At 64.7% G+C, this 19,024-nt stretch carries 19 protein-coding genes; 16 read left to right on the top strand and 3 right to left on the bottom strand.

Features of this window, described 5'->3' with window-relative positions:
• Nucleotides 1-4: 4 nt before the first annotated feature.
• From FJ957_RS27560 to lpdA, 8 genes are all read left to right on the top strand, one after another.
• Entirely contained in the window at nt 5-376 is a 372-nt protein-coding gene (locus FJ957_RS27560; protein ID WP_140835987.1) for a cupin domain-containing protein, read from the top strand.
• A 51-nt stretch (nt 377-427) separates the two neighbouring features.
• Nucleotides 428-1,330, top strand: a complete 903-nt coding sequence (sucD, locus tag FJ957_RS27555; RefSeq protein ID WP_140835986.1) for a succinate--CoA ligase subunit alpha — start codon at nt 428-430, stop codon at nt 1,328-1,330.
• Between the two features lie 137 nt (nt 1,331-1,467).
• Nucleotides 1,468-4,455, top strand: coding sequence for a 2-oxoglutarate dehydrogenase E1 component (locus FJ957_RS27550; protein ID WP_140835985.1), 2,988 nt, complete (start codon nt 1,468-1,470; stop codon nt 4,453-4,455).
• A 60-nt stretch (nt 4,456-4,515) separates the two neighbouring features.
• Nucleotides 4,516-5,790, top strand: a complete 1,275-nt coding sequence (gene odhB / locus FJ957_RS27545) for a 2-oxoglutarate dehydrogenase complex dihydrolipoyllysine-residue succinyltransferase (protein WP_140835984.1) — start codon at nt 4,516-4,518, stop codon at nt 5,788-5,790.
• 70 nt (nt 5,791-5,860) lie between these two features.
• A complete protein-coding gene (locus tag FJ957_RS27540) occupies nt 5,861-6,592 on the top strand; it encodes a DUF4241 domain-containing protein (protein ID WP_140836104.1) in 732 nt (243 codons plus the stop codon).
• A gap of 20 nt (nt 6,593-6,612) precedes the next feature.
• Nucleotides 6,613-7,104 (top strand): hypothetical protein, encoded by a 492-nt coding sequence (locus FJ957_RS27535; RefSeq protein WP_246685981.1) that lies wholly within the window; start codon nt 6,613-6,615, stop codon nt 7,102-7,104.
• A complete protein-coding gene (locus FJ957_RS27530) occupies nt 7,101-7,856 on the top strand; it encodes an SDR family oxidoreductase (protein WP_140835982.1) in 756 nt (251 codons plus the stop codon). Before FJ957_RS27535 ends, FJ957_RS27530 begins: the two co-directional genes overlap by 4 nt.
• 112 nt (nt 7,857-7,968) lie before the next feature.
• Nucleotides 7,969-9,375 carry a dihydrolipoyl dehydrogenase gene (gene lpdA / locus FJ957_RS27525; protein WP_140835981.1) on the top strand — a complete coding sequence of 469 codons (1,407 nt, stop codon included), beginning with the start codon at nt 7,969-7,971 and terminating at the stop codon, nt 9,373-9,375.
• A 574-nt stretch (nt 9,376-9,949) separates the two neighbouring features.
• Here lpdA and FJ957_RS27515 read toward each other — a convergent pair.
• Together FJ957_RS27515 and FJ957_RS27510 are read right to left on the bottom strand one after the other, a co-directional pair.
• Nucleotides 9,950-11,014: a TraB/GumN family protein gene (locus FJ957_RS27515; protein WP_140835980.1), complete on the bottom strand. Its 1,065-nt coding sequence runs from the start codon at nt 11,012-11,014 to the stop codon at nt 9,950-9,952.
• A 194-nt stretch (nt 11,015-11,208) separates the two neighbouring features.
• Nucleotides 11,209-12,147 (bottom strand): tyrosine recombinase XerC, encoded by a 939-nt coding sequence (locus tag FJ957_RS27510; RefSeq protein WP_140835979.1) that lies wholly within the window; start codon nt 12,145-12,147, stop codon nt 11,209-11,211.
• Between the two features lie 98 nt (nt 12,148-12,245).
• Between FJ957_RS27510 and rimM the strand changes: the two genes are divergently transcribed.
• Complete coding sequence (gene rimM, locus FJ957_RS27505) at nt 12,246-12,845, top strand: ribosome maturation factor RimM (protein WP_140835978.1); 600 nt, start codon at nt 12,246-12,248, stop codon at nt 12,843-12,845.
• The gene (gene trmD, locus FJ957_RS27500; RefSeq protein WP_140835977.1) at nt 12,842-13,543 is read left to right on the top strand and encodes a tRNA (guanosine(37)-N1)-methyltransferase TrmD; all 702 of its coding nucleotides are present in this window, start codon (nt 12,842-12,844) and stop codon (nt 13,541-13,543) included. Before rimM ends, trmD begins: the two co-directional genes overlap by 4 nt.
• Here trmD and FJ957_RS27495 read toward each other — a convergent pair.
• Complete coding sequence (locus FJ957_RS27495) at nt 13,525-14,277, bottom strand: sulfite exporter TauE/SafE family protein (RefSeq protein ID WP_140835976.1); 753 nt, start codon at nt 14,275-14,277, stop codon at nt 13,525-13,527. The genes trmD and FJ957_RS27495 overlap by 19 nt on opposite strands.
• Before the next feature lie 344 nt (nt 14,278-14,621).
• Here FJ957_RS27495 and rplS point away from each other — a divergent pair, with 344 nt between their 5' ends.
• From rplS to FJ957_RS27465, 6 genes are all read left to right on the top strand, one after another.
• Nucleotides 14,622-15,158, top strand: a complete 537-nt coding sequence (gene rplS / locus FJ957_RS27490; protein ID WP_140646029.1) for a 50S ribosomal protein L19 — start codon at nt 14,622-14,624, stop codon at nt 15,156-15,158.
• Between the two features lie 156 nt (nt 15,159-15,314).
• Nucleotides 15,315-15,734: an organic hydroperoxide resistance protein gene (locus tag FJ957_RS27485; protein ID WP_140835975.1), complete on the top strand. Its 420-nt coding sequence runs from the start codon at nt 15,315-15,317 to the stop codon at nt 15,732-15,734.
• A 17-nt stretch (nt 15,735-15,751) separates the two neighbouring features.
• Complete coding sequence (locus tag FJ957_RS27480; RefSeq protein ID WP_246685980.1) at nt 15,752-16,231, top strand: MarR family transcriptional regulator; 480 nt, start codon at nt 15,752-15,754, stop codon at nt 16,229-16,231.
• 231 nt (nt 16,232-16,462) lie between these two features.
• Nucleotides 16,463-17,260 (top strand): transporter substrate-binding domain-containing protein, encoded by a 798-nt coding sequence (locus tag FJ957_RS27475; RefSeq protein WP_140835973.1) that lies wholly within the window; start codon nt 16,463-16,465, stop codon nt 17,258-17,260.
• A gap of 63 nt (nt 17,261-17,323) precedes the next feature.
• Nucleotides 17,324-18,133 (top strand): amino acid ABC transporter permease, encoded by an 810-nt coding sequence (locus FJ957_RS27470; RefSeq protein ID WP_140835972.1) that lies wholly within the window; start codon nt 17,324-17,326, stop codon nt 18,131-18,133.
• A gap of 120 nt (nt 18,134-18,253) precedes the next feature.
• The gene (locus tag FJ957_RS27465; RefSeq protein WP_140835971.1) at nt 18,254-18,904 is read left to right on the top strand and encodes a methyltransferase domain-containing protein; all 651 of its coding nucleotides are present in this window, start codon (nt 18,254-18,256) and stop codon (nt 18,902-18,904) included.
• Nucleotides 18,905-19,024 lie beyond the last annotated feature (120 nt).

The raw sequence follows: 19,024 nt of genomic DNA, 5'->3' as shown, positions 1-19,024 counted from the left end.
ACAGATGCCCCCGCGCAAGATAAACCTGGTCGAGGCGGCGGATCAGAAGATCACCAAGGTCTTCGATCCGCATATCGCCGGTGACGTGAACGATGCCCAAGCCAAGGTCGCCAAGTTCGGCGAGGTCTTCGACTGGCATGCGCATGAGCATGAAGACGAGGCCTTCCTCGTGCTGCGCGGCAGGATCGCGATCGATTTCCGCGACGGGCCGATCGAACTCGGCGAGGGCGATTTCATCGTCGTGCCGAAAGGCACCGAACACCGGCCGCGCTCGCTCAGCAAGGAGCCTGTCGTGCTGATGTTCGAGCCGGCGACGACGCTCAACACCGGCAATGCCAAGAGCGACCTCACCGTCGCCGATCTCAAGCGGCTGTGACCATGACCGCGCAGTCTTCCACGACCAACGGTTTTTAGAAAAAGGGCCACCATGTCCATTCTCGTCGACAAGAACACAAAGGTGCTGGTGCAGGGCCTGACCGGCAAGACCGGCACGTTCCACACCGAGCAGGCGCTGGCCTATCACGGCACCAAGATGGTGGGCGGCATCCACCCCAAGAAGGGTGGCGAGACCTGGACCGGCGCGAAGGGCGAGAGCCTGCCGATCTTCGCCACGGTGGCCGAGGGCAAGGCAAAGACGGGCGCCAACGCCTCCGTCATCTACGTGCCGCCGGCGGGCGCGGGCGAAGCCATCATCGAGGCGATCGAGGCCGAGATCCCGCTGATCGTTTGCATCACCGAAGGCATCCCCGTGATGGACATGGTCAAGGTCAAGGCGCGGCTCGACCGCTCCACCTCGCGGCTGATCGGCCCGAACTGCCCGGGCGTGCTGACGCCCGACGAATGCAAGATCGGCATCATGCCCGGCAACATCTTCCGCAAGGGCTCGGTCGGCGTTGTTTCGCGCTCGGGAACGCTTACCTATGAGGCAGTCTTCCAGACCACCAATGTCGGCCTCGGCCAGACCACGGCGGTGGGCATCGGCGGCGACCCGGTCAAAGGCACCGAATTCATCGACGTGCTGGAGATGTTCCTCGGCGACGACGAGACCAAGTCGATCATCATGATCGGCGAGATCGGCGGCTCGGCCGAGGAAGACGCCGCGCAGTTCCTCAAGGACGAAGCCAAACGCGGCCGCAAGAAACCGATGGCGGGCTTCATCGCCGGGCGCACCGCGCCGGCCGGCCGCACCATGGGCCACGCGGGCGCGGTGATCTCCGGCGGCAAGGGCGGCGCGGAAGACAAGATCGCGGCGATGGAATCGGCCGGCATCAAGGTTTCGCCATCACCTGCGCGGCTCGGCACGACGCTGGTCGAGGCGATCAAGGGTTAAGGCAGTAGTGAGTAGGCAGCAGCGAACAGGGAAGAACGGGCGAGTAGCAGCTGAGCGGGAATTTCCATCGTTCCACTCACTACTGACTACTCACTATTCCCCTCGAAAGGAGACGGAGCCAGGCTCCGCAGACGAAAATGGCAAGACAAGATCAGGCCAACGACCAATTCTCGCTCACCTCGTTCCTCTATGGCGGCAATGCCGATTATATCGACGCGCTCTACGCCGCCTATGAAGACAACCCCGCCTCCGTCGATCCGGAGTGGCAGGACTTCTTCGCGGCGCTGAAGGACGACGCGGGCGATGTCCGCAAGAACGCCAAGGGCGCCTCCTGGGCGAAGCCGTCCTGGCCGCTGACGGCCAATGGCGAGCTGGTCTCGGCGCTCGACGGCAATTGGGGGCTGGTCGAGAAAGCGATCGAAAAGAAGGTGAAGGGAAAGGCGGTCGTCAACGGCGCCGTGCTTTCCGACGCCGACGTGCACCAGGCAACGCGCGATTCCGTGCGCGCCATCATGATGATCCGCGCCTACCGCATGCGCGGCCACCTGCACGCCAACCTCGACCCGCTCGGCATCGCCAAGCCGCTCGAGGATTACAACGAGCTGTCGCCGGAGAATTACGGCTTCACCGAAGCCGACTACGACCGGCCGATCTTCCTCGACAATGTGCTGGGGCTCGAATTCGGCACCGTCCGGCAGATGCTGGACATCCTGGCCCGTACCTATTGCTCGACGCTCGGCGTCGAGTTCATGCACATCTCCGACCCGGAAGAGAAGGCCTGGATCCAGGCGCGCATCGAAGGCGCCGACAAGGAGATCACCTTCACCGCCACCGGCAAGAAGGCGATCCTGTCGAAGCTGGTAGAGGCCGAGGGCTTCGAGCAGTATATCGACGTCAAGTACAAGGGCACCAAGCGTTTCGGCCTCGACGGCAGCGAGTCGCTGATCCCGGCGCTGGAGCAGATCGTCAAGCGCGGCGGCCAGCTCGGCCTGAAGGAAATCGTCCTCGGCATGGCGCATCGCGGCCGCCTCAACGTGCTTTCCCAAGTGATGGCGAAGCCCCACCGCGCCATCTTCCACGAGTTCAAGGGCGGCTCGGCCGCGCCCGACGAGGTCGAAGGCTCGGGCGACGTGAAGTACCATCTCGGCGCCTCGTCGGACCGCGAGTTCGACGGCAACAAAGTGCATCTGTCGCTGACGGCCAATCCCTCGCATCTGGAAATCGTCGACCCCGTCGTGATGGGCAAGGCGCGCGCCAAGCAGGACCAGCTCGCCGGCCGCGAACGTGGCGAGGTCGTGCCGCTGTCGGAGCGCGCCAAGGTGATGCCGCTGCTTTTGCATGGCGACGCCGCCTTTGCCGGCCAGGGCGTGATCGCCGAAATTCTCGGCCTGTCGGGCCTGCGCGGCCATCGCGTCGCAGGCACGCTGCATTTCATCATCAACAACCAGATCGGCTTCACCACCAATCCGCGCTTCTCGCGGTCTTCGCCCTATCCGTCGGATGTGGCCAAGATGATCGAGGCGCCGATCTTCCACGTCAACGGCGACGATCCGGAAGCCGTGGTGCATGCCGCCAAGGTCGCGACCGAGTTCCGCATGAAGTTCCACAAGCCGGTGGTGGTGGACATGTTCTGCTACCGCCGCTTCGGCCACAATGAGGGCGACGAGCCGGCCTTCACCCAGCCGATCATGTACCGCAACATCCGCACCCATAAGACCGTGGTGCAGGTCTATGCCGACAGGCTGATCGCCGAAGGCCACGTCACCCAGGCCGAGGTCGACAAGATGCGGGCCGACTGGCGCGCGCATCTGGAAGCCGAATGGGAAGTCGGGCAGCACTACAAGCCCAACAAGGCCGACTGGCTGGACGGCGCCTGGTCGGGCCTGCGTACCGCCGACAACCAGGACGAACAGCGGCGCGGCAAGACCGCCGTGCCGGTGCGCACGCTGAAGGAGATCGGCAAGAAGCTGACCGAGGTGCCGAAGGATTTCGAGGCGCACAAGACCATCCTGCGCTTCCTCGAGAACCGCCGCCAGGCGATCGAGTCCGGCGAAGGCATCGACTGGTCGACAGCCGAGGCGCTGGCCTTCGGCGCCATTCTGCTCGATGGCAATCCGATCCGGCTTTCCGGCCAGGATTCGGAGCGCGGCACCTTCTCGCAGCGCCATTCGGTGCTTTACGACCAGCGCGACGAGAACCGCTACATCCCGCTCAACAATCTGTCGGCGGCGCAGGCCGGCTACGAAGTCATCAACTCGATGCTGTCGGAAGAGGCGGTGCTAGGCTTCGAATATGGCTACAGCCTGGCCGAGCCCAAGGCGCTGACGCTCTGGGAAGCGCAGTTCGGCGACTTCGCCAACGGGGCCCAGGTCGTGTTCGACCAGTTCATCTCGTCGGGCGAGCGCAAGTGGCTGAGAATGTCGGGTCTGGTCTGCCTCTTGCCGCATGGCTATGAAGGCCAGGGGCCGGAGCATTCGTCGGCGCGCCTGGAGCGCTTCCTGCAGCTCTGCGCGGAAGACAACATGCAGGTCGCCAACGTCACCACGCCGGCCAACTATTTCCATATCCTGCGCCGGCAGTTGAAGCGCGACTTCCGCAAGCCGCTGATCCTGATGACGCCGAAGTCGCTGCTGCGCCACAAGCGGGCGGTGTCGACGCTGCCGGAAATGTCGGGCGAAAGTTCGTTCCACCGCCTGTTGTGGGACGATGCGCAACTGCTCCCCAACCAGGCGATCAAGCTGGTGAAGGACTCCAAGATCCGCCGTGTCGTGCTGTGCTCGGGCAAGGTCTATTACGACCTCTACGAAGAGCGCGAGAAGCGCGGCATCAACGACATCTACCTTTTGCGCGTCGAACAGCTCTATCCGTTCCCGGCCAAGGCGCTGATCACCGAGCTGTCACGCTTCCGCAACGCCGAGATGGTGTGGTGCCAGGAGGAGCCCAAGAACATGGGCGCCTGGTCGTTCATCGATCCCTATCTCGAATGGGTGCTGGCGCATATCGACGCCAAGCATCAGCGGGTGCGCTACACCGGCCGGCCGGCCTCGGCCTCGCCGGCGACAGGGTTGATGTCGAAGCATCTCAGCCAGCTCGCCGCGTTGCTCGACGATGCTCTCGGCGAATAGGGCGCTTGGTGAATAAGCAGACCTGATTAAACAGACCTCAAGAAGACAACGGACAGGCACATGGCTACCGAAATCCGCGTCCCCGCCCTCGGCGAATCCGTCACCGAGGCGACTGTCGGCAAGTGGTTCAAGAAGGTCGGCGACGCGATCGCCGCCGACGAGCCCCTGGTCGAGCTCGAAACCGACAAGGTGACGGTGGAAGTGCCCGCCGCGGGCGCCGGAACGCTGGCCGAGATCACCGTCAAGGAAGGCGAGACGGTCAATGTCGGCGCGCTGCTCGGCTCTATTTCGGCGGGCGGCGCGGCCCCGGCGACCAAGCCGCAGGCAGTCGCCCAGGCCTCCAGCCCGGATGCCGCATCCACCGGCAAGCAGGCCGCGGCCGAAACCGCCAGGATCGCCGGCGACGCCGGCCAGATCGAGCCGCGCACCATGCCGCCGGCCCCTGCCGCCGCCAAGCTAATCGCGGAGGCCAATCTCTCGGTCGACCAATTGTCCGGCTCCGGCAAGCGCGGCCAGGTGCTGAAGGGCGACGTGCTCGACGCCATCGCCAGGGGCGCGCCGTCGCAGCCCGCCGAGACCCCGAAGGCTGCTCCGGCGCCGGTCGTTGCCCGGGCGCAGTCCTCGACCGAGGATGCGCCGCGCGAGGAACGCGTGCGCATGACCAAGCTGCGCCAGACCATCGCGCGTCGCCTGAAGGAGGCGCAGTCGACCGCCGCCATGCTCACCACCTTCAACGAGGTGGACATGAGCGCGGTGATGGCGCTCAGGGCCAAATACAAGGACGTGTTCGAGAAGAAGCATGGCGTGAAGCTCGGCTTCATGGGCTTCTTCACCAAGGCGGTGACGCATGCGCTGAAGGAAATCCCGGCGGTCAACGCCGAGATCGACGGCACCGACATCATCTACAAGAATTTTGCCCATGTCGGCGTCGCCGTCGGCACCGAGAAGGGGCTCGTCGTGCCGGTGGTGCGCGATGCCGACCAGATGTCCATTGCCGAGATCGAGAAGGAGATCGGCCGGCTTGGGCTGGCGGCGCGAGACGGCAAGCTGTCGGTCGCCGACATGCAGGGCGGCACGTTCACCATCTCCAACGGCGGCGTTTACGGCTCGCTGATGTCGACGCCGATCCTGAACGCGCCGCAGTCCGGCATTCTTGGCATGCACAAGATCCAGGACCGGCCTGTGGTGGTCGGCGGCCAGATCGTCATTCGTCCGATGATGTATCTGGCGCTCTCCTACGACCACCGCATCGTCGACGGCAAGGAAGCGGTGACCTTCCTGGTGCGCGTCAAGGAAAGCCTGGAAGATCCCGAGCGGCTAGTGCTCGATCTGTGATCGGATCGGTCGTGCCGTGAGCAGCCGGCTGGAAAGGTTCGGGTTCGGGCTCGGCCAGACGGTGCGCGGCATGCGGCGGACTTTCCGGTGCGGCACTATCCTGCTTGGCTTCTCCGCCGCCATCCCATCGCCGGCAATCGCCGCCGACTGGGATCCGGCGACGGCGAGCAGCAATTTCGGCATCTTTGCGCTCTCCGATGCGCAATTGGCGGAGCGCAAGATCACCGTCACGCCGATCGGCGAGCTGGAACTGCCGACAGGCGAGATCATCGCCTGCGATCCCCTGATCACGACCGACGACTGGCCGGCGCTGGCCCGCAAGGTGAAGCCGGGGCGCTATCCGGTCATGATGTTCGAGGCGCAGGGCCGCGTCGCCGCCGCATTCCTTCGCTTCCGTTCCGGCGTGCCCGTGCGCTGGGAGCTTGCCCTTCTGCCGGGACAGGACGTTTCGACGCTGAACGGCGACGAGATCTTCGGCTATCCAGTCGATGCCGGCATCGGCTCGTTCATGGACAAGGCCGCGATGGCCTTGATGTCGGCGGCGCAGGACAAGCTCAAGCCGGATCAGAACTATTATGACGATGTGCTGGCGGCGGAGTTCGCGCCCAACCAGGACCGGTTCGTCATGCACCATCCGGACGCCGGCAATCCGGTCAACGTCGCGATGTTCTGGAGCGGCTGGGGCGATGGCTTCTATCCGTCTTTCTGGGGGCTGGACGCGGGCGGCGAGCCGGTGGTCCTGATGACCGATTTCGGCGTGTTGGAAAATGCCGACGGCCGAGAAGGCGACCAGGCCAAGTGATGACGAATGCCGCCGCGCCCATGATCGGATTTGTGGCCGGATCGCTGGCCCTGACGGCGGCGAATTCCGGCGCGCAGGCTGCCTGCCCGATCCAGCTCGCCGTCTATGGCGAGGCGCAGAGCGGCGCCGAGATCGACTTCACCGCGGCCGGCACCTCGGCGACGATGACCAACGCCTTTCGCATGATCCTCGACAACAATGTCGTGCTCGACGGCATCGCGATGTGGACCGAAGGCAGCGCCGCGCGGCCGCATGGCTCGCTGATGTACAAATGCCCGACGGGCGACGTCACCGGCGAGGAGCTTGCCGCCTGCACGGTCTGGGAAGGCGTCGTCTACAGCGCCGACGAGAAGGGCACGATCGGCCTGCTGCCGCCCGAAGGTGCCGATGCGCCGAAAAGCCTGATCTTTCCCGATCTCGGGCCGTCGCTCGAAATGTCGGCCGCTTATGGCCCCGCCGGCTTCTCCAAAGTGCCGTGGGACATCTTCGTGCTGAAAGGCTGCCAGGAATGAGCGTGGACAGGAAGACACTGCTGGTCACGGGCGGCAGCCGCGGCATCGGCGCGGCCATATGCCGTCAGGCGATCGGGGCCGGCTATCGCGTCGCCCTCAACTTCGTCTCCAACCAGGCCGCGGCCGATGCGCTTGTCGCCGAACTCGGCGCAGCGGGCGGCGAAGCCTTCGCCGTCAAGGGCGATGTCGGCAACGAGGCCGATGTCATCGCAATCTTCGAAGCCGTGGACCAGGCCTTTGGCCGGCTCGACGCTTTCGTCAACAATGCCGGCATCGTCGACGTCAAGGCGCGGGTCGACGAGATGAGCATGGCGCGGCTGGAGCGCATGATGCGCATCAATGTCGTCGGCTCGTTCCTGTGCACACGCGAGGCGGTGAAGCGCATGTCGATGAGGCATGGCGGCAAGGGCGGCGCCATCGTCAACATCTCCTCCGCTGCCGCCCGGCTGGGCTCGCCCGGCGAATATGTCGACTACGCCGCCTCGAAAGGCGCGATCGACACCATGACCATCGGGCTCGCGCGGGAAGTCGTGCTCGAAGGTATCCGCGTCAACGCGGTCAGCCCCGGCATCACCGAGACCGAAATCCACGCCTCGGGCGGCCAGCCAGACCGCGTGGCGCGGATGCAGGACGCGCTGCCGATGAAACGCGCGGGAACGGCGGATGAAGTCGCGAGCGCGGTTCTCTATCTTCTGTCGGACGCGGCCTCCTATATAACGGGCACGATCCTCAATGTGAGCGGCGGCCGCTAAAGCAATTCCAGGAAAAGTGCGTAGCGGTTCTCCGGTTCGGAATTGCGTACAAGGAAATAATCTGGAGTGGTTCCTATCCGGACCGCTCCGGTGCCAGGACAAGGAAAAAGACATGGCTTATGACGTCGTTATCATCGGATCGGGGCCCGGCGGCTATGTCTGCGCCATCAAGGCGGCGCAGCTCGGCCTGAAGACGGCGGTGGTCGAGAAGAACGCCACCTTCGGTGGCACCTGCCTCAACATCGGCTGCATCCCGTCGAAGGCGCTGCTCTACGCCTCCGAGATGTTTGCCGAAGCCGGCCACGCCTTCGATACGCTGGGCGTCGAGATACCGGCGCCGAAGCTCAATCTGAAGAAGATGATGGCGCACAAGGACGCGACGGTCGCCTCCAACGTCAACGGCGTCGCCTTCCTGTTCAAGAAGAACAAGATCGATTCCTTCCGCGGCACCGGCAAGGTGGTCGGGGCCAGCAAGGTTTCGGTGACCGGCGAGGACGGCAAGGTCGAGGAGATCGAGACCAAGAACATCGTGATCGCCACCGGTTCGGACGTCGCCGGCATTCCGGGCGTCAAGGTCGATTTCGACGAGAAGGTGATCGTCTCCTCCACCGGCGCGCTGTCGCTGGCCAAGGTGCCGGCCAGCCTCGTGGTGGTCGGCGGCGGCGTCATCGGGCTGGAGCTCGGCTCGGTCTGGGCAAGACTCGGCGCCAAGGTCACGGTCGTCGAGTTCCTCGACACCATCCTCGGCGGCATGGACGGCGAGGTGTCGAAACAGTTCCAGCGGCTGCTCTCCAAGCAAAGCTTCGAATTCAAGCTCGGCGCCAAGGTCACAGGCGTGGCCAAGGCCAAGAAGGGCGCGACCGTCACCTTCGAGCCGGTCAAGGGCGGCGCGGCGGAAACCATCGAGGCCGATGTCGTGCTGGTCGCCACCGGGCGGCGCCCCTATGCCGACAGTCTCGGATTGAAGGAAGCCGGCGTCGAGCTCGACGAGCGCGGCCGGGTCAAGACCGACGGGCATCTCAGAACCAATGTGCCTGGCATCTATGCCATCGGCGACGTCATCGCCGGACCGATGCTGGCGCACAAGGCCGAGGATGAAGGTGTGGCGGTGGCCGAGACGATCGCCGGCCAGGCCGGCCATGTGAATTACGACGTCATCCCGAGCGTCGTCTACACCAGCCCGGAGATCGCCTCGGTCGGCAAGACCGAGGAGGAATTGAAGAAGGCCGGCATCGACTACAAGGTCGGCAAATTCCCGTTCAGCGCCAACGGCCGCGCGCGAGCCATGCTGCACACCGACGGTTTCGTGAAGATACTTGCGGACAAGACGAGCGACCGCGTGCTCGGCGTCCATATCGTCGGCTTCGGCGCCGGCGAGATGATCCACGAGGCGGCGGTGCTGATGGAATTCGGCGGCTCCTCGGAGGATCTCGCCCGCACCTGCCATGCGCATCCGACGATGTCGGAAGCGGTGAAGGAAGCGGCGCTGGCTACCTTCTTCAAGCCGATTCATATCTGATCGCGCTAGGCGCCGAAAACGCTTCGTCATACGCGGGTCAAGACCGAGTATTGAGGAAGGCGTGGTTGCCAAAAACCAAACGGCCCGCCTTTCGGCGGGCCGTTCGTTTTTCAAGCTGTAGCCCGATTACTGAGCCGGTGCAGGTGCCGGAGCAGGGGCCGGCGCGGGTGCAGGAGCTGGCGCGGGAGCCGGGGCAGGCGCCGGGGCCGGAGCGGGTGCCGGCTCAGGGGCTGGGGCAGGCGTTGCAGGCGCAGGAGCCGGCGTGCTGGCTGCCGGCGGCTCGGCCGGGGCCGGTGCATGCTCGCCGCCGCTTCTGCCAAAGACATAATACGCAACAATGGCCAGGATAATAACAACTAGGGCGATCAGCCACCCGCTGCCGCCACCACCCGACTTGGGAGGCGTGCTCGAAGGGGTGAAGGGGTCGTTAGGGTTCGCCATGAAACGTGTCCTCCTTGGATGAAAGTCATCAAAATAACAGCCATCAACGCGCTGAGCCCGCATCGGGTTTCACGCGGACGGACGGAAAGCGCTGAAAAACCGGCGTTTTCAGGTCCGCCAGCCGCCAGACGACTCAGTTGACGGCGGTAACACTATACCCTGCCTTTCGAAAATCCTCGACCAGTCCTTCCGGACCGGGCAGATGCATGGCGCCGACGGCCATGAAAACGTTGCCCTTGGCCAAAATCGGCCCGGCATGCGCCGCCATCACCTTGTTGCGGCTGGTGATCATGGTCTGCTCGAAGGCGGCATAGCCGGCCTTGTCGTCCGCCGTCTCCGGCAGCACGGCCCGGAAGAGCGGCCAGAACATGCCGACCTCGCCACGCTGGTAGAGCACGATCATCGTCTCGTTGACGTCGTTCACCTTGTCGCCGAGCTTCATCGTCTCGACCAGGCTCTTCATGTGGAATTCGAGCGGCAGCGAGGCCATGGCGCGCAACTGATCGACGGCGGTCTCGAGCCCTTCGATGTCTTTTCCCGAAGCCTTGGCGTCCGAGGCAAGCTTGACGTCCAGCACGGGTTCGCCGGCGCTCTGGCGCGCCACCTCGCAGGCCGGCAACGCCATCATCGCCGACAGGATCCACGGCTTCATCTTGGCGACCGTCGCCGGCGGAATGCCGCGCGCGTCGAGCCCCTCGTCCAGCGCCGCCGCATCCTGCGGCGACAATAGCGACGACAGCGTGGTGTTGTCGGTGAACATCATCAAGCCGGGTTCGCTGGCCATGGCGGCCATCATCTTGGCCTTGTCGAGCGCGTCGGTGGTCTCGATGACGATGGTGCCGGCGCCGTCATAGGCCTTCTGCGCGGCCGCCGGCAGCATGGTGACGCGCGTATCGGTCATGTGCATGGTGCCGAACAGATAGGACGGCTTTTCGCCCGGTTTCTCCAGCTTCCAAAGCAGGCCCTTGCCGTTGGGAACGGCCGCCGCCTCGGTCTCGACCTTCTTGAAGGCGGCGGGATCGTTCTTTTCCAGCGCCGTCAAAAGATCGGTGCCGGCGCAATTGGGCGCTCCGGCATGCGCCCGGCCGGCGATCAGCAGAACGACGAGGAAAGACAAGAAAAACAGCAGGTTGAGCGCCGCAAGCAGCTTCAACGAGACAAGAGCCGCGCGGTCGGCGATGGCGATGACGCGTTTCATGGGAAGCGTCTTAGCACCGAAAAGCGGCAAAACGGTTAATTGGGAGACTGAAATTGTCTCTGGTGCGGTGAGCTCTTTTGACGTTCGCTCGGGTTTTCGGAGAGAATGCTTTGGCCGCAACGCTTATCGCTTCGCTCCTTGCTCCGCCCTGGAATGACGAGGTCCGGAGGGCTTCGCGCCATCCCCCAGCGGCTTCAGGCCCTTGGATGCGCCTTCTCGTAGATATCCAGCAGCCTTGCCGTGTCGACGGCGGTATAGATCTGGGTGGTCGACAGGCTGGCGTGGCCGAGCAGTTCCTGGATCGTGCGCAGGTCGCCGCCGCGGCCAAGCAGATGGGTGGCGAAGGAATGCCGCAAGGCATGCGGCGTCGCGGTGTCGGGCAGGTTGAGCGCCGAGCGCAGCCTCGCCATCTCGCGCTGGACGATGGCCGGGTTCAAAGGCCCGCCCCGCGCGCCGCGAAACAACAGGCCCTTCGGATCGATATGATAGGGACAAAGCCTGCGGTATTCGGCAACCGCCCGCAGCGCCACCGGCAGCACCGGCACCAGCCGCGTCTTGCCGCCCTTGCCGGTGACGCGCAGCACCGTGTCCGCCTCCGAAGCGAGATCGGCGCCGGCCAGGCCGAGCGCTTCCGAGATGCGCAGGCCCGAACCGTAGAGCAGCGTCAGCACTGCGGCGTTGCGGGCGGCGATCCATGGCTCGTCCGCGAGCTGGCCTTCCGTCGCCACCACTTGTTTGGCGTCGCTTGCCGTCAGCGGCTTGGGCAGCGATTTCGGCTGGCGCGGCGCGCGCAGAGCGGCCGCGCCGGCGGCGTTGACCAGGCCGCGCCGTTCGAGAAAGCGCAGCAGTGAGCGGATGCCGGCAAGGCCGCGGCCCAGCGTGCGCGCGCCAGCGCCTTCATTGCGGCGCTTGGCGAGGAAGCCGCGCAAATCGGCGGGGCGCAGGTCGGCGATGTCCGAGATGCCTGGAGAACCGCCGCGATGTTCGGTCAAGAAATGCAGGAACTGGCGGGTGTCGCGCTCATAGGCCTCGACCGTCTCCGGCGACAGCCGGCGCTCATGCGCCAGCGTCTTCAGCCAGGTCTGGCGCGCCGCCTGGAGGTCGGGTTTGGCCGGGATGAGGAATTCCTGCATGGCGGCAGTTTCGGGCATGCGGGTTAGGAAGCGGTGAAGAGGCGATCATTGAAATGATGGCCTCAGGGGGGTAGAGCAGGGCAAAGGAAGCGCCGCCGATGTCGAAGCTCGAAAACCCCGTACAGATGGCCGTTATCGGCGCCGCGCACGGCATCAAGGGCGAATTGCGCGTGAAGACCTTCACCGGGGACCCGCTGGCGCTGGCCGACTACGGTCCGCTTTATGCCAAGGACGGCCGCGCCTTCCAGATCAATGATATCAGGCCGGCCGGCACCGTCGTGGTGGTGCGCTTCAAGGGAATCGGTGACCGCAACGCCGCCGAGGCTTTGGCCGGTACGGAGCTTTTCGTCGACCGCTCGGTACTGCCCGACGACGGCGAGGAGGACGAGTTCTATCACGCCGATCTCATCGGTCTCGACGTCAGGGACGATACGGGCGTCATCGGCAAGGTCGTCGCCGTGCATAATTTCGGTGGCGGCGACATCCTCGACGTCACGCTTGCCGGCCGCAAGGGCGTGCTGATCCCGTTCACGCAGGCCGCCGTGCCACATGTTTCGATCGCCGACGGATTCGTGGAGGTCAACCCTCAGGCGGCGGGGCTGGTTGAAGACGAAGAAGACGGCGAAGCGCCCAGGGATGCCGGCTTCGACCCGAAAGGCCGGCCGCGCGGACCGAAGGATGCCGGAGGCAACCGTTGAGCTTTGCCGCTTCGGTGCTGACGCTCTATCCGGAGATGTTCCCGGGCGCGCTCGGCCTGTCGCTGGCCGGCCGCGCGCTGGAGGCTGGCATCTGGTCGCTCGAGGCGATCCAGATCCGCGATTTCGCCACCGACAGGCACCGCACGGTCGACGACACGCCGGCCGGCGGCGGCGCCGGCATGGTGATGCGCGCCGACGTGCTGGCCAAGGCGGTCGACCACGCCGCGCCGCCGGGCGATGAGCGTCCAAGGCTGCTGATGAGCCCGCGCGGAAAACCGCTGACGCAGGCGCGCGTGCGCGAATTGGCCGACGGTCCGGGCGCTGTGATCCTGTGCGGCCGCTTCGAAGGCGTCGACCAGCGGCTGATCGAGGCGCGGGGGCTGGAGGAGGTGTCGGTCGGCGATTTCATCCTGTCGGGCGGCGAGCCTGCGGCGCTCGTGCTGCTCGACGCCGTGGTGCGGCTTTTGCCCGGCGTGATGGGCAATGCGGTGTCGGGTGACGAAGAAAGTTTCGAGAACGGCCTGCTCGAGCATCCGCACTATACGCGGCCGCAGGAATTCGAAGGCAGGCCGATCCCTGACGTGCTGATCTCCGGCAACCACAAGAAGATAGCCGAATGGCGGCGCGCCCAGGCCGAGAAGCTCACACGGGAGCGTCGGCCGGACCTCTTGGCAGCGGGTCAGCCTTTGGTGAAATAGTAAAAGGCGAGAAACAGGCCGACGGCGACGACGAAGCCGCGCACCACGCCTTGCGGCACGCGCTTGGCGATCCAGACGCCGGCGTAGCCGCCGAGCGCGCCGCCGGGGATCATGACGATCGCCTGCGGCCAAGCGACGACGCCGCCCGAAACGAAGACCAGGATGGCGATGGCCGCGATGACCACGGCCAGCATGTTCTTCAGCGCGTTGAGCCGGTGGTAATCGCCGGCCTGGGTCAGGCCGAGCGTGGCCAGCATCATCACGCCCATGCCGGCGCCGAAGAAGCCGCCATAGACGGAGGTCGCGAATTGGGCGAGCGACCCGGCGAGAGAGCCGACCCTGGCTTCGGCGCCGGGCTTGGGCGCCGGTTTCAGCCATGGCCCGGCGGCGAACAGCGCGGTCGCGGCGATCAGCAGCCAGGGCACCAGCGCGCGGAAGGACGGGTTGGAAAGCGCAAGCAGGATGAGCGAACCGGCCAGCGCGCCGAAGGCGGAGATGACGCAGAGCAGCAGCGCCTGGCGCCAGAAATGCCTGATGTCGTCGAGATAGGCGAGCGTCGAGGTGATGTAGCCTGGAAACTGCGTCACCGAGGAGGTGGCATTGGCGACGATCGGCGGCACGCCGACCAGCGTCATGGCGCCGAAGGTGACGAAGGTGCCGCCGCCCGCGACGGCGTTGACCGCGCCGGAGACAAAACCCGAGAGAAAGAGCAAGGCAGCATCGAAAAAAGTCATTTTCCCCGCTTTAGGAAGCTTACAAGCCGCGCGCAACCCGGCACGGCCGCAGTAATGTGGGGCCATGGGGGAAAAAATAAGCCTCAAGGTCCTTTTTGATGCATGTGGCCGTGCCTGAATCGCTCACACTTGCGGGCGACATGCATTAGGGCGTGACAAAGCGGCAAAATGCCTGTATGTGCCCGCCCGAACCGGAAGAACGATCTTTCGGACCCGTCAACAAATGACGGTGTAGCCGTCCCTGCCCGATGTTTCGACAAAGGGCATAGCCGAGCGGTCATTGGAACTGCAAGGCGAGCGTTGGACGCTCTGACTGTCGGAAGAACAAGAAGTGGATATTTGAGATGGATCTCATCCGTCAGCTCGAGGCCGAACAGGCCGCCAAGATCGAAGCCAAGCGCAAGCTGCCAGAATTCCAGCCGGGCGATACCGTGCGCGTCCAGGTGCGCGTCACCGAAGGCACCCGCACCCGTGTCCAGGCCTATGAGGGCGTCGTCATCGCCCGCGCCGGCTCGGGCTTCCAGGAGAATTTCACCGTCCGCAAGATTTCCTACGGCGAAGGCGTCGAGCGCGTTTTCCCGGTCTACTCGCCGATGGTCGAGGGCGTCGAGATCGTGCGCCGCGGCAAGGTTCGCCGCGCCAAGCTCTATTACCTGCGCGACCGTCGCGGCAAGTCGGCCCGCATTTCGGAAAACACCGGCGTGCGCGCCCGCAAGCTGAACGACGAAGAGCGTGATGCTTTGGCCGCCGAGCGCGCCCGCATCGAGGCCGAGAAGGTCGCGGCCGCCCAGGCGCTGGCCGCCGAGACGGCCGCCAAGGAAGCCGCCGAGAAGAAGGCCGCCGCTGAGGCTGCTTCGGCCGAGGCCGCCTCCGCCGAATAAGGCTTCGTCGAAACAGGTTTTGGAAAGGCGGCTACGGCCGCCTTTTTCATTTTCACCGAGCCGTGATCGCCAGCCGCAGGAAAATTGCCTCGCCATCGTTGACGACGAATTATCTTGTACACTAAATAATCGTTTACAAATCAGATGGAGACAAAAATGCCAGCACTTTACAGCACCCAGGCTCATGTCACCGGCGGCCGCGACGGTCACGGCGAGACCAACGACGGCCTGCTCAAGGTCGATCTGGCGATGCCGAAGGAACTTGGCGGCAAGGGTGGCGCCACCAATCCCGAACAGCTTTTCGCCGTCGGCTATGCCGCCTGCTTCGAAAGCGCGGTGCGTTTCGTCGCCCGCCAGCAGAAGCTGCCGTTTGAGGACGCTTCGGTCACCTCCACGGTGAGCCTCTATCCGAACGACCAGGGCGGCTTCCGCCTCGGCGTTTCACTGGCGGCCGAGATCAAGGGACTTGATCAGGCGGGCGCAGAGGCGCTTGTATCCGAAGCGCACAAGATCTGCCCCTATTCCAACGCCATCCGGGGCAATATCGACGTGGCGCTCTCGGCAAAGGCTGCATGACGGCGAAAACCGAAACCATGACCAAGCAAGCCCCGTCGCAGGGCGCCGGGGCGCTCGAGGTGCCGCGCCTCGACCAGCAGCTTTGCTTCGCGCTCTATTCGGCAAGCGGGCTGATGACCAAGCTTTACCGGCCGCTGCTCGATCCGCTCGGCCTCACCTATCCGCAATATCTGGCGATGTTGGCGCTGTGGCAGCATTCGCCGAGCACGATCGGCGAGCTCGGCGCAGCACTTGGCCTCGATTCGGCGACGCTGACGCCGCTGATCAAGCGGATGGAAGCCGGCGGCCTCGTCACCCGCCGGCGCGATAGCGCCGACGAACGCCGGGTGCTGGTCGAGCCGACAGCCAAGGGTGAAGCGCTGCGGGCGAAGATGAAGGACGTGCAGGAGGGGCTCAGCTGCGGCATGCCGCTGGAGCGAGCCGAACTCAAAGCCCTGCACGGCACGCTGACACGACTGGTCGCCGGATTGCGCGAAGCCACGGCCGATCAGGACTGATCGCCGCAACCGCCGTCACCGAAACCATCGCTGAAGAGCACTGGAATCCATATTGGCGCGCCGCGGCAGAGTGAACAGACTTGCAAGGCGCGTGCGGCTCTATCTCTTTGTTTTTACGCAATTCCGAACGGAAAACCGCTTCACACTTTTCCTGGAAGTGCTCTAAAGTCGGCACCGGATTTTTTCCTGGCCGCGAGATTGCAGCGCGGCCTGCACCCTCGGAGATTTGTCATGACCAAGTCGAAACTGCTGGTGGCCGCCATGGTGGCCTGCCTTCTCGCGCCTGTCGCGGCGCTCGCCGACAATTTGCCCGATCTCGGCGGCAAAAAGGTCGTGGTGGTGACGGAAAACGCCTATCCGCCACTGCAGTTCATCGACAAGAAGACCGGCAAGCAGATCGGCTGGGAATATGACGCGATGGACGAGATCGCCAAGCGGCTGAATTTCAAGGTCGAGTACCAAAACACCTCCTGGGACGCGATGATTCAGGCGGTTTCCGACAATCAGTACAACATCGGCATGACCGGCATCACCATCAAGGACGACCGCAAGGAGAAGGTCGACTTCTCCGACCCCTATATGCGCTCGGAGCAATTCATGCTGGTGCGCGGCGATGAAAGCCGCTTCACCGACGCCAAGACCTTCGGCGCCTTCAAGGACGGGCTGATCGGCGCCCAGCCCGGCACCACGCCCTTCTACACCGCCGTCTACAGCGTGCTCGACGGCAACGAGCAGAACCCGCGCATCAAACTGTTCGAGACGTTCGGCGCGACCGTACAGGCGCTGAAGACGGGCGACGTCGACGTCGTGCTCACCGACGGCACCGCCGGCCAAGGCTATGTCGATGCCTCCGACGGCAAGCTGAAGCTGATCGGCGGCCCGCTCGGCACCGAGGATTTCGGCTTCATCTTCCCGAAGGGTTCGGACCTGGTGAAGCCGGTCAATGCCGCGATCGCCGCGCTCAAGGCCGACGGCACGTTCGACAAGCTCAACAAGAAGTGGTTCCTCGATTACAAGATGGGGCAGTAGGCCCTGTTGTCGCGACGGCCGGCAGCTCCTGCGAAGGCATCTATTCACCAGCGTTGGGAACTGATGCCACCCCCATCCACATCCAAATCCGAATTCCCCTGGTGGCTGGCCGCCGCGCTTGCCCTTGCTTTGGCCGCCGCCCTCGCCATTGCCTCCAGCGACCTCTACGCGCAGGTCTTCGCCACCGTCGCCAAGGGCATCGGCGTCACCATCTTCGTCACCGCGGTCGCTTTCGCCTTAGCTTCCGCGCTGGGGCTCGGCATCGCCCTGATGGCGCTGTCGGGGTCGCAATGGCTGCGGCAGATCGCGCGCTTCTATGTCGAGATCATCCGCGGCGTGCCGATCCTGGTGCTGTTGTTCTGGATCGCCTTTGCCGGCGCGCCGGCCTTCGTCGCCGCCTGGAATGCGTTGACCGCGCCGCTGCAGAGCGCCGGCCTAATCGGCGAACTGCTGGTGCGCGACGTGTCGCTGCTCTGGCGCGCCATCATGGCTTTGACCATCGGCTACTCGGCCTTCATCTCGGAAGTGTTCCGCGCCGGCATCCAGTCGGTCGAGAAGGGACAGATCGAAGCCGCGAAGGCGCTTGGGCTAAGCCGGGCGCAGCGCTTCCGGCTGATCGTGTTCCCGCAGGCGATCCGCATGATCCTGCCGCCGCTCGGCAACGATTTCGTCGCCATGGTCAAGGATTCCTCGCTGGTCTCGGTGCTCGGCGTCGCCGACATCACCCAGATCGGCAAGGTCTATGCCGCGGGCTCCTTCCGCTTCTTCGAGACCTATTCGATCGTTGCCTATATCTACCTTATCCTGACCGTCGGCCTGTCGCTGGCGCTTAGGGCGCTGGAACAGCGGCTGCGCCGGCAGCATCAGCAATAGGGGGCGCCAAAGTCGGCGCTACCTCTTTGTTTTTGACGCAATTCCGGACGGAAAACCGGTTCCCACTTTTCCTGGAATTGCTCTACCTTGGTCACGTGCATCCGGCGGAGGAGACGTCCCATGAATTTCGACAAGGCCAATGCGGCGCTGGACTCCGTCTATTCGGCCGACTCGCCGCAAGGACTCGCAAAGGCCTATGCCGACTGGGCCGCGACCTATGACAGCGAGACCGCCTCGCTCGGCTATCTCCTGCCTTTCCTGATCACCGCCTGGGTGGCGCGGCACGTGCCGGCGGGCGAAGGTCCGCTGCTCGACGCCGGCTGCGGCACGGGCCTGTCGGGGCCGTCGCTCAAGGCTCTGGGCTATGGCGACATCGCCGGGCTCGACCTCTCCGACGACATGCTGAAGATCGCCGGCAGCCGCCAGGCCAATGGCAAGCCGGCCTATGGCGAGCTGAAGAAGGCGATGCTCGGCGGTCCGCTGCCTTGGCCGGATGGACACTTCCGCGCCTTCTTCTCGACCGGCGTGTTCACCATCGGCCATGCGCCGGCATCGGGCCTGCATGAGTTGGTGCGCGTCACCGGAAGCGGCGGCCACGCCATCTTCACCGTGCGCGACCAGGTTTTCGAAAGCGGCGGATTCCAGGCCGTGTTCGACGAACTGGCGCGGGCGAACAAATGGCGAGCGGTCGAAGAAAGCCCGTGGTTTCGTTGCTATGCGATCGGCGATCCGGAGGCGCTGGTGAAGACGTTCGTGTTCGAGGTGGTTTGAGCCGTGAGCTCGCCGATCTTGGCTCCCTTCCTCTCCCCCTTGTGGGCAGGGGAATCGCATATGGCGCTTTTGGGGTTGAGTTTAGGCTGAGAAAGGATTCTTTGGAGAGGCAGTTGAGCG

Origin of the sequence: Mesorhizobium sp. B2-4-6 (genome assembly GCF_006442775.1) — a bacterium.
Taxonomy (GTDB): Bacteria; Pseudomonadota; Alphaproteobacteria; order Rhizobiales; family Rhizobiaceae; genus Mesorhizobium.
The sequence above is the reverse complement of the archived record's forward strand: the minus strand, read 5'-3'. Positions and strand labels throughout refer to the sequence as shown.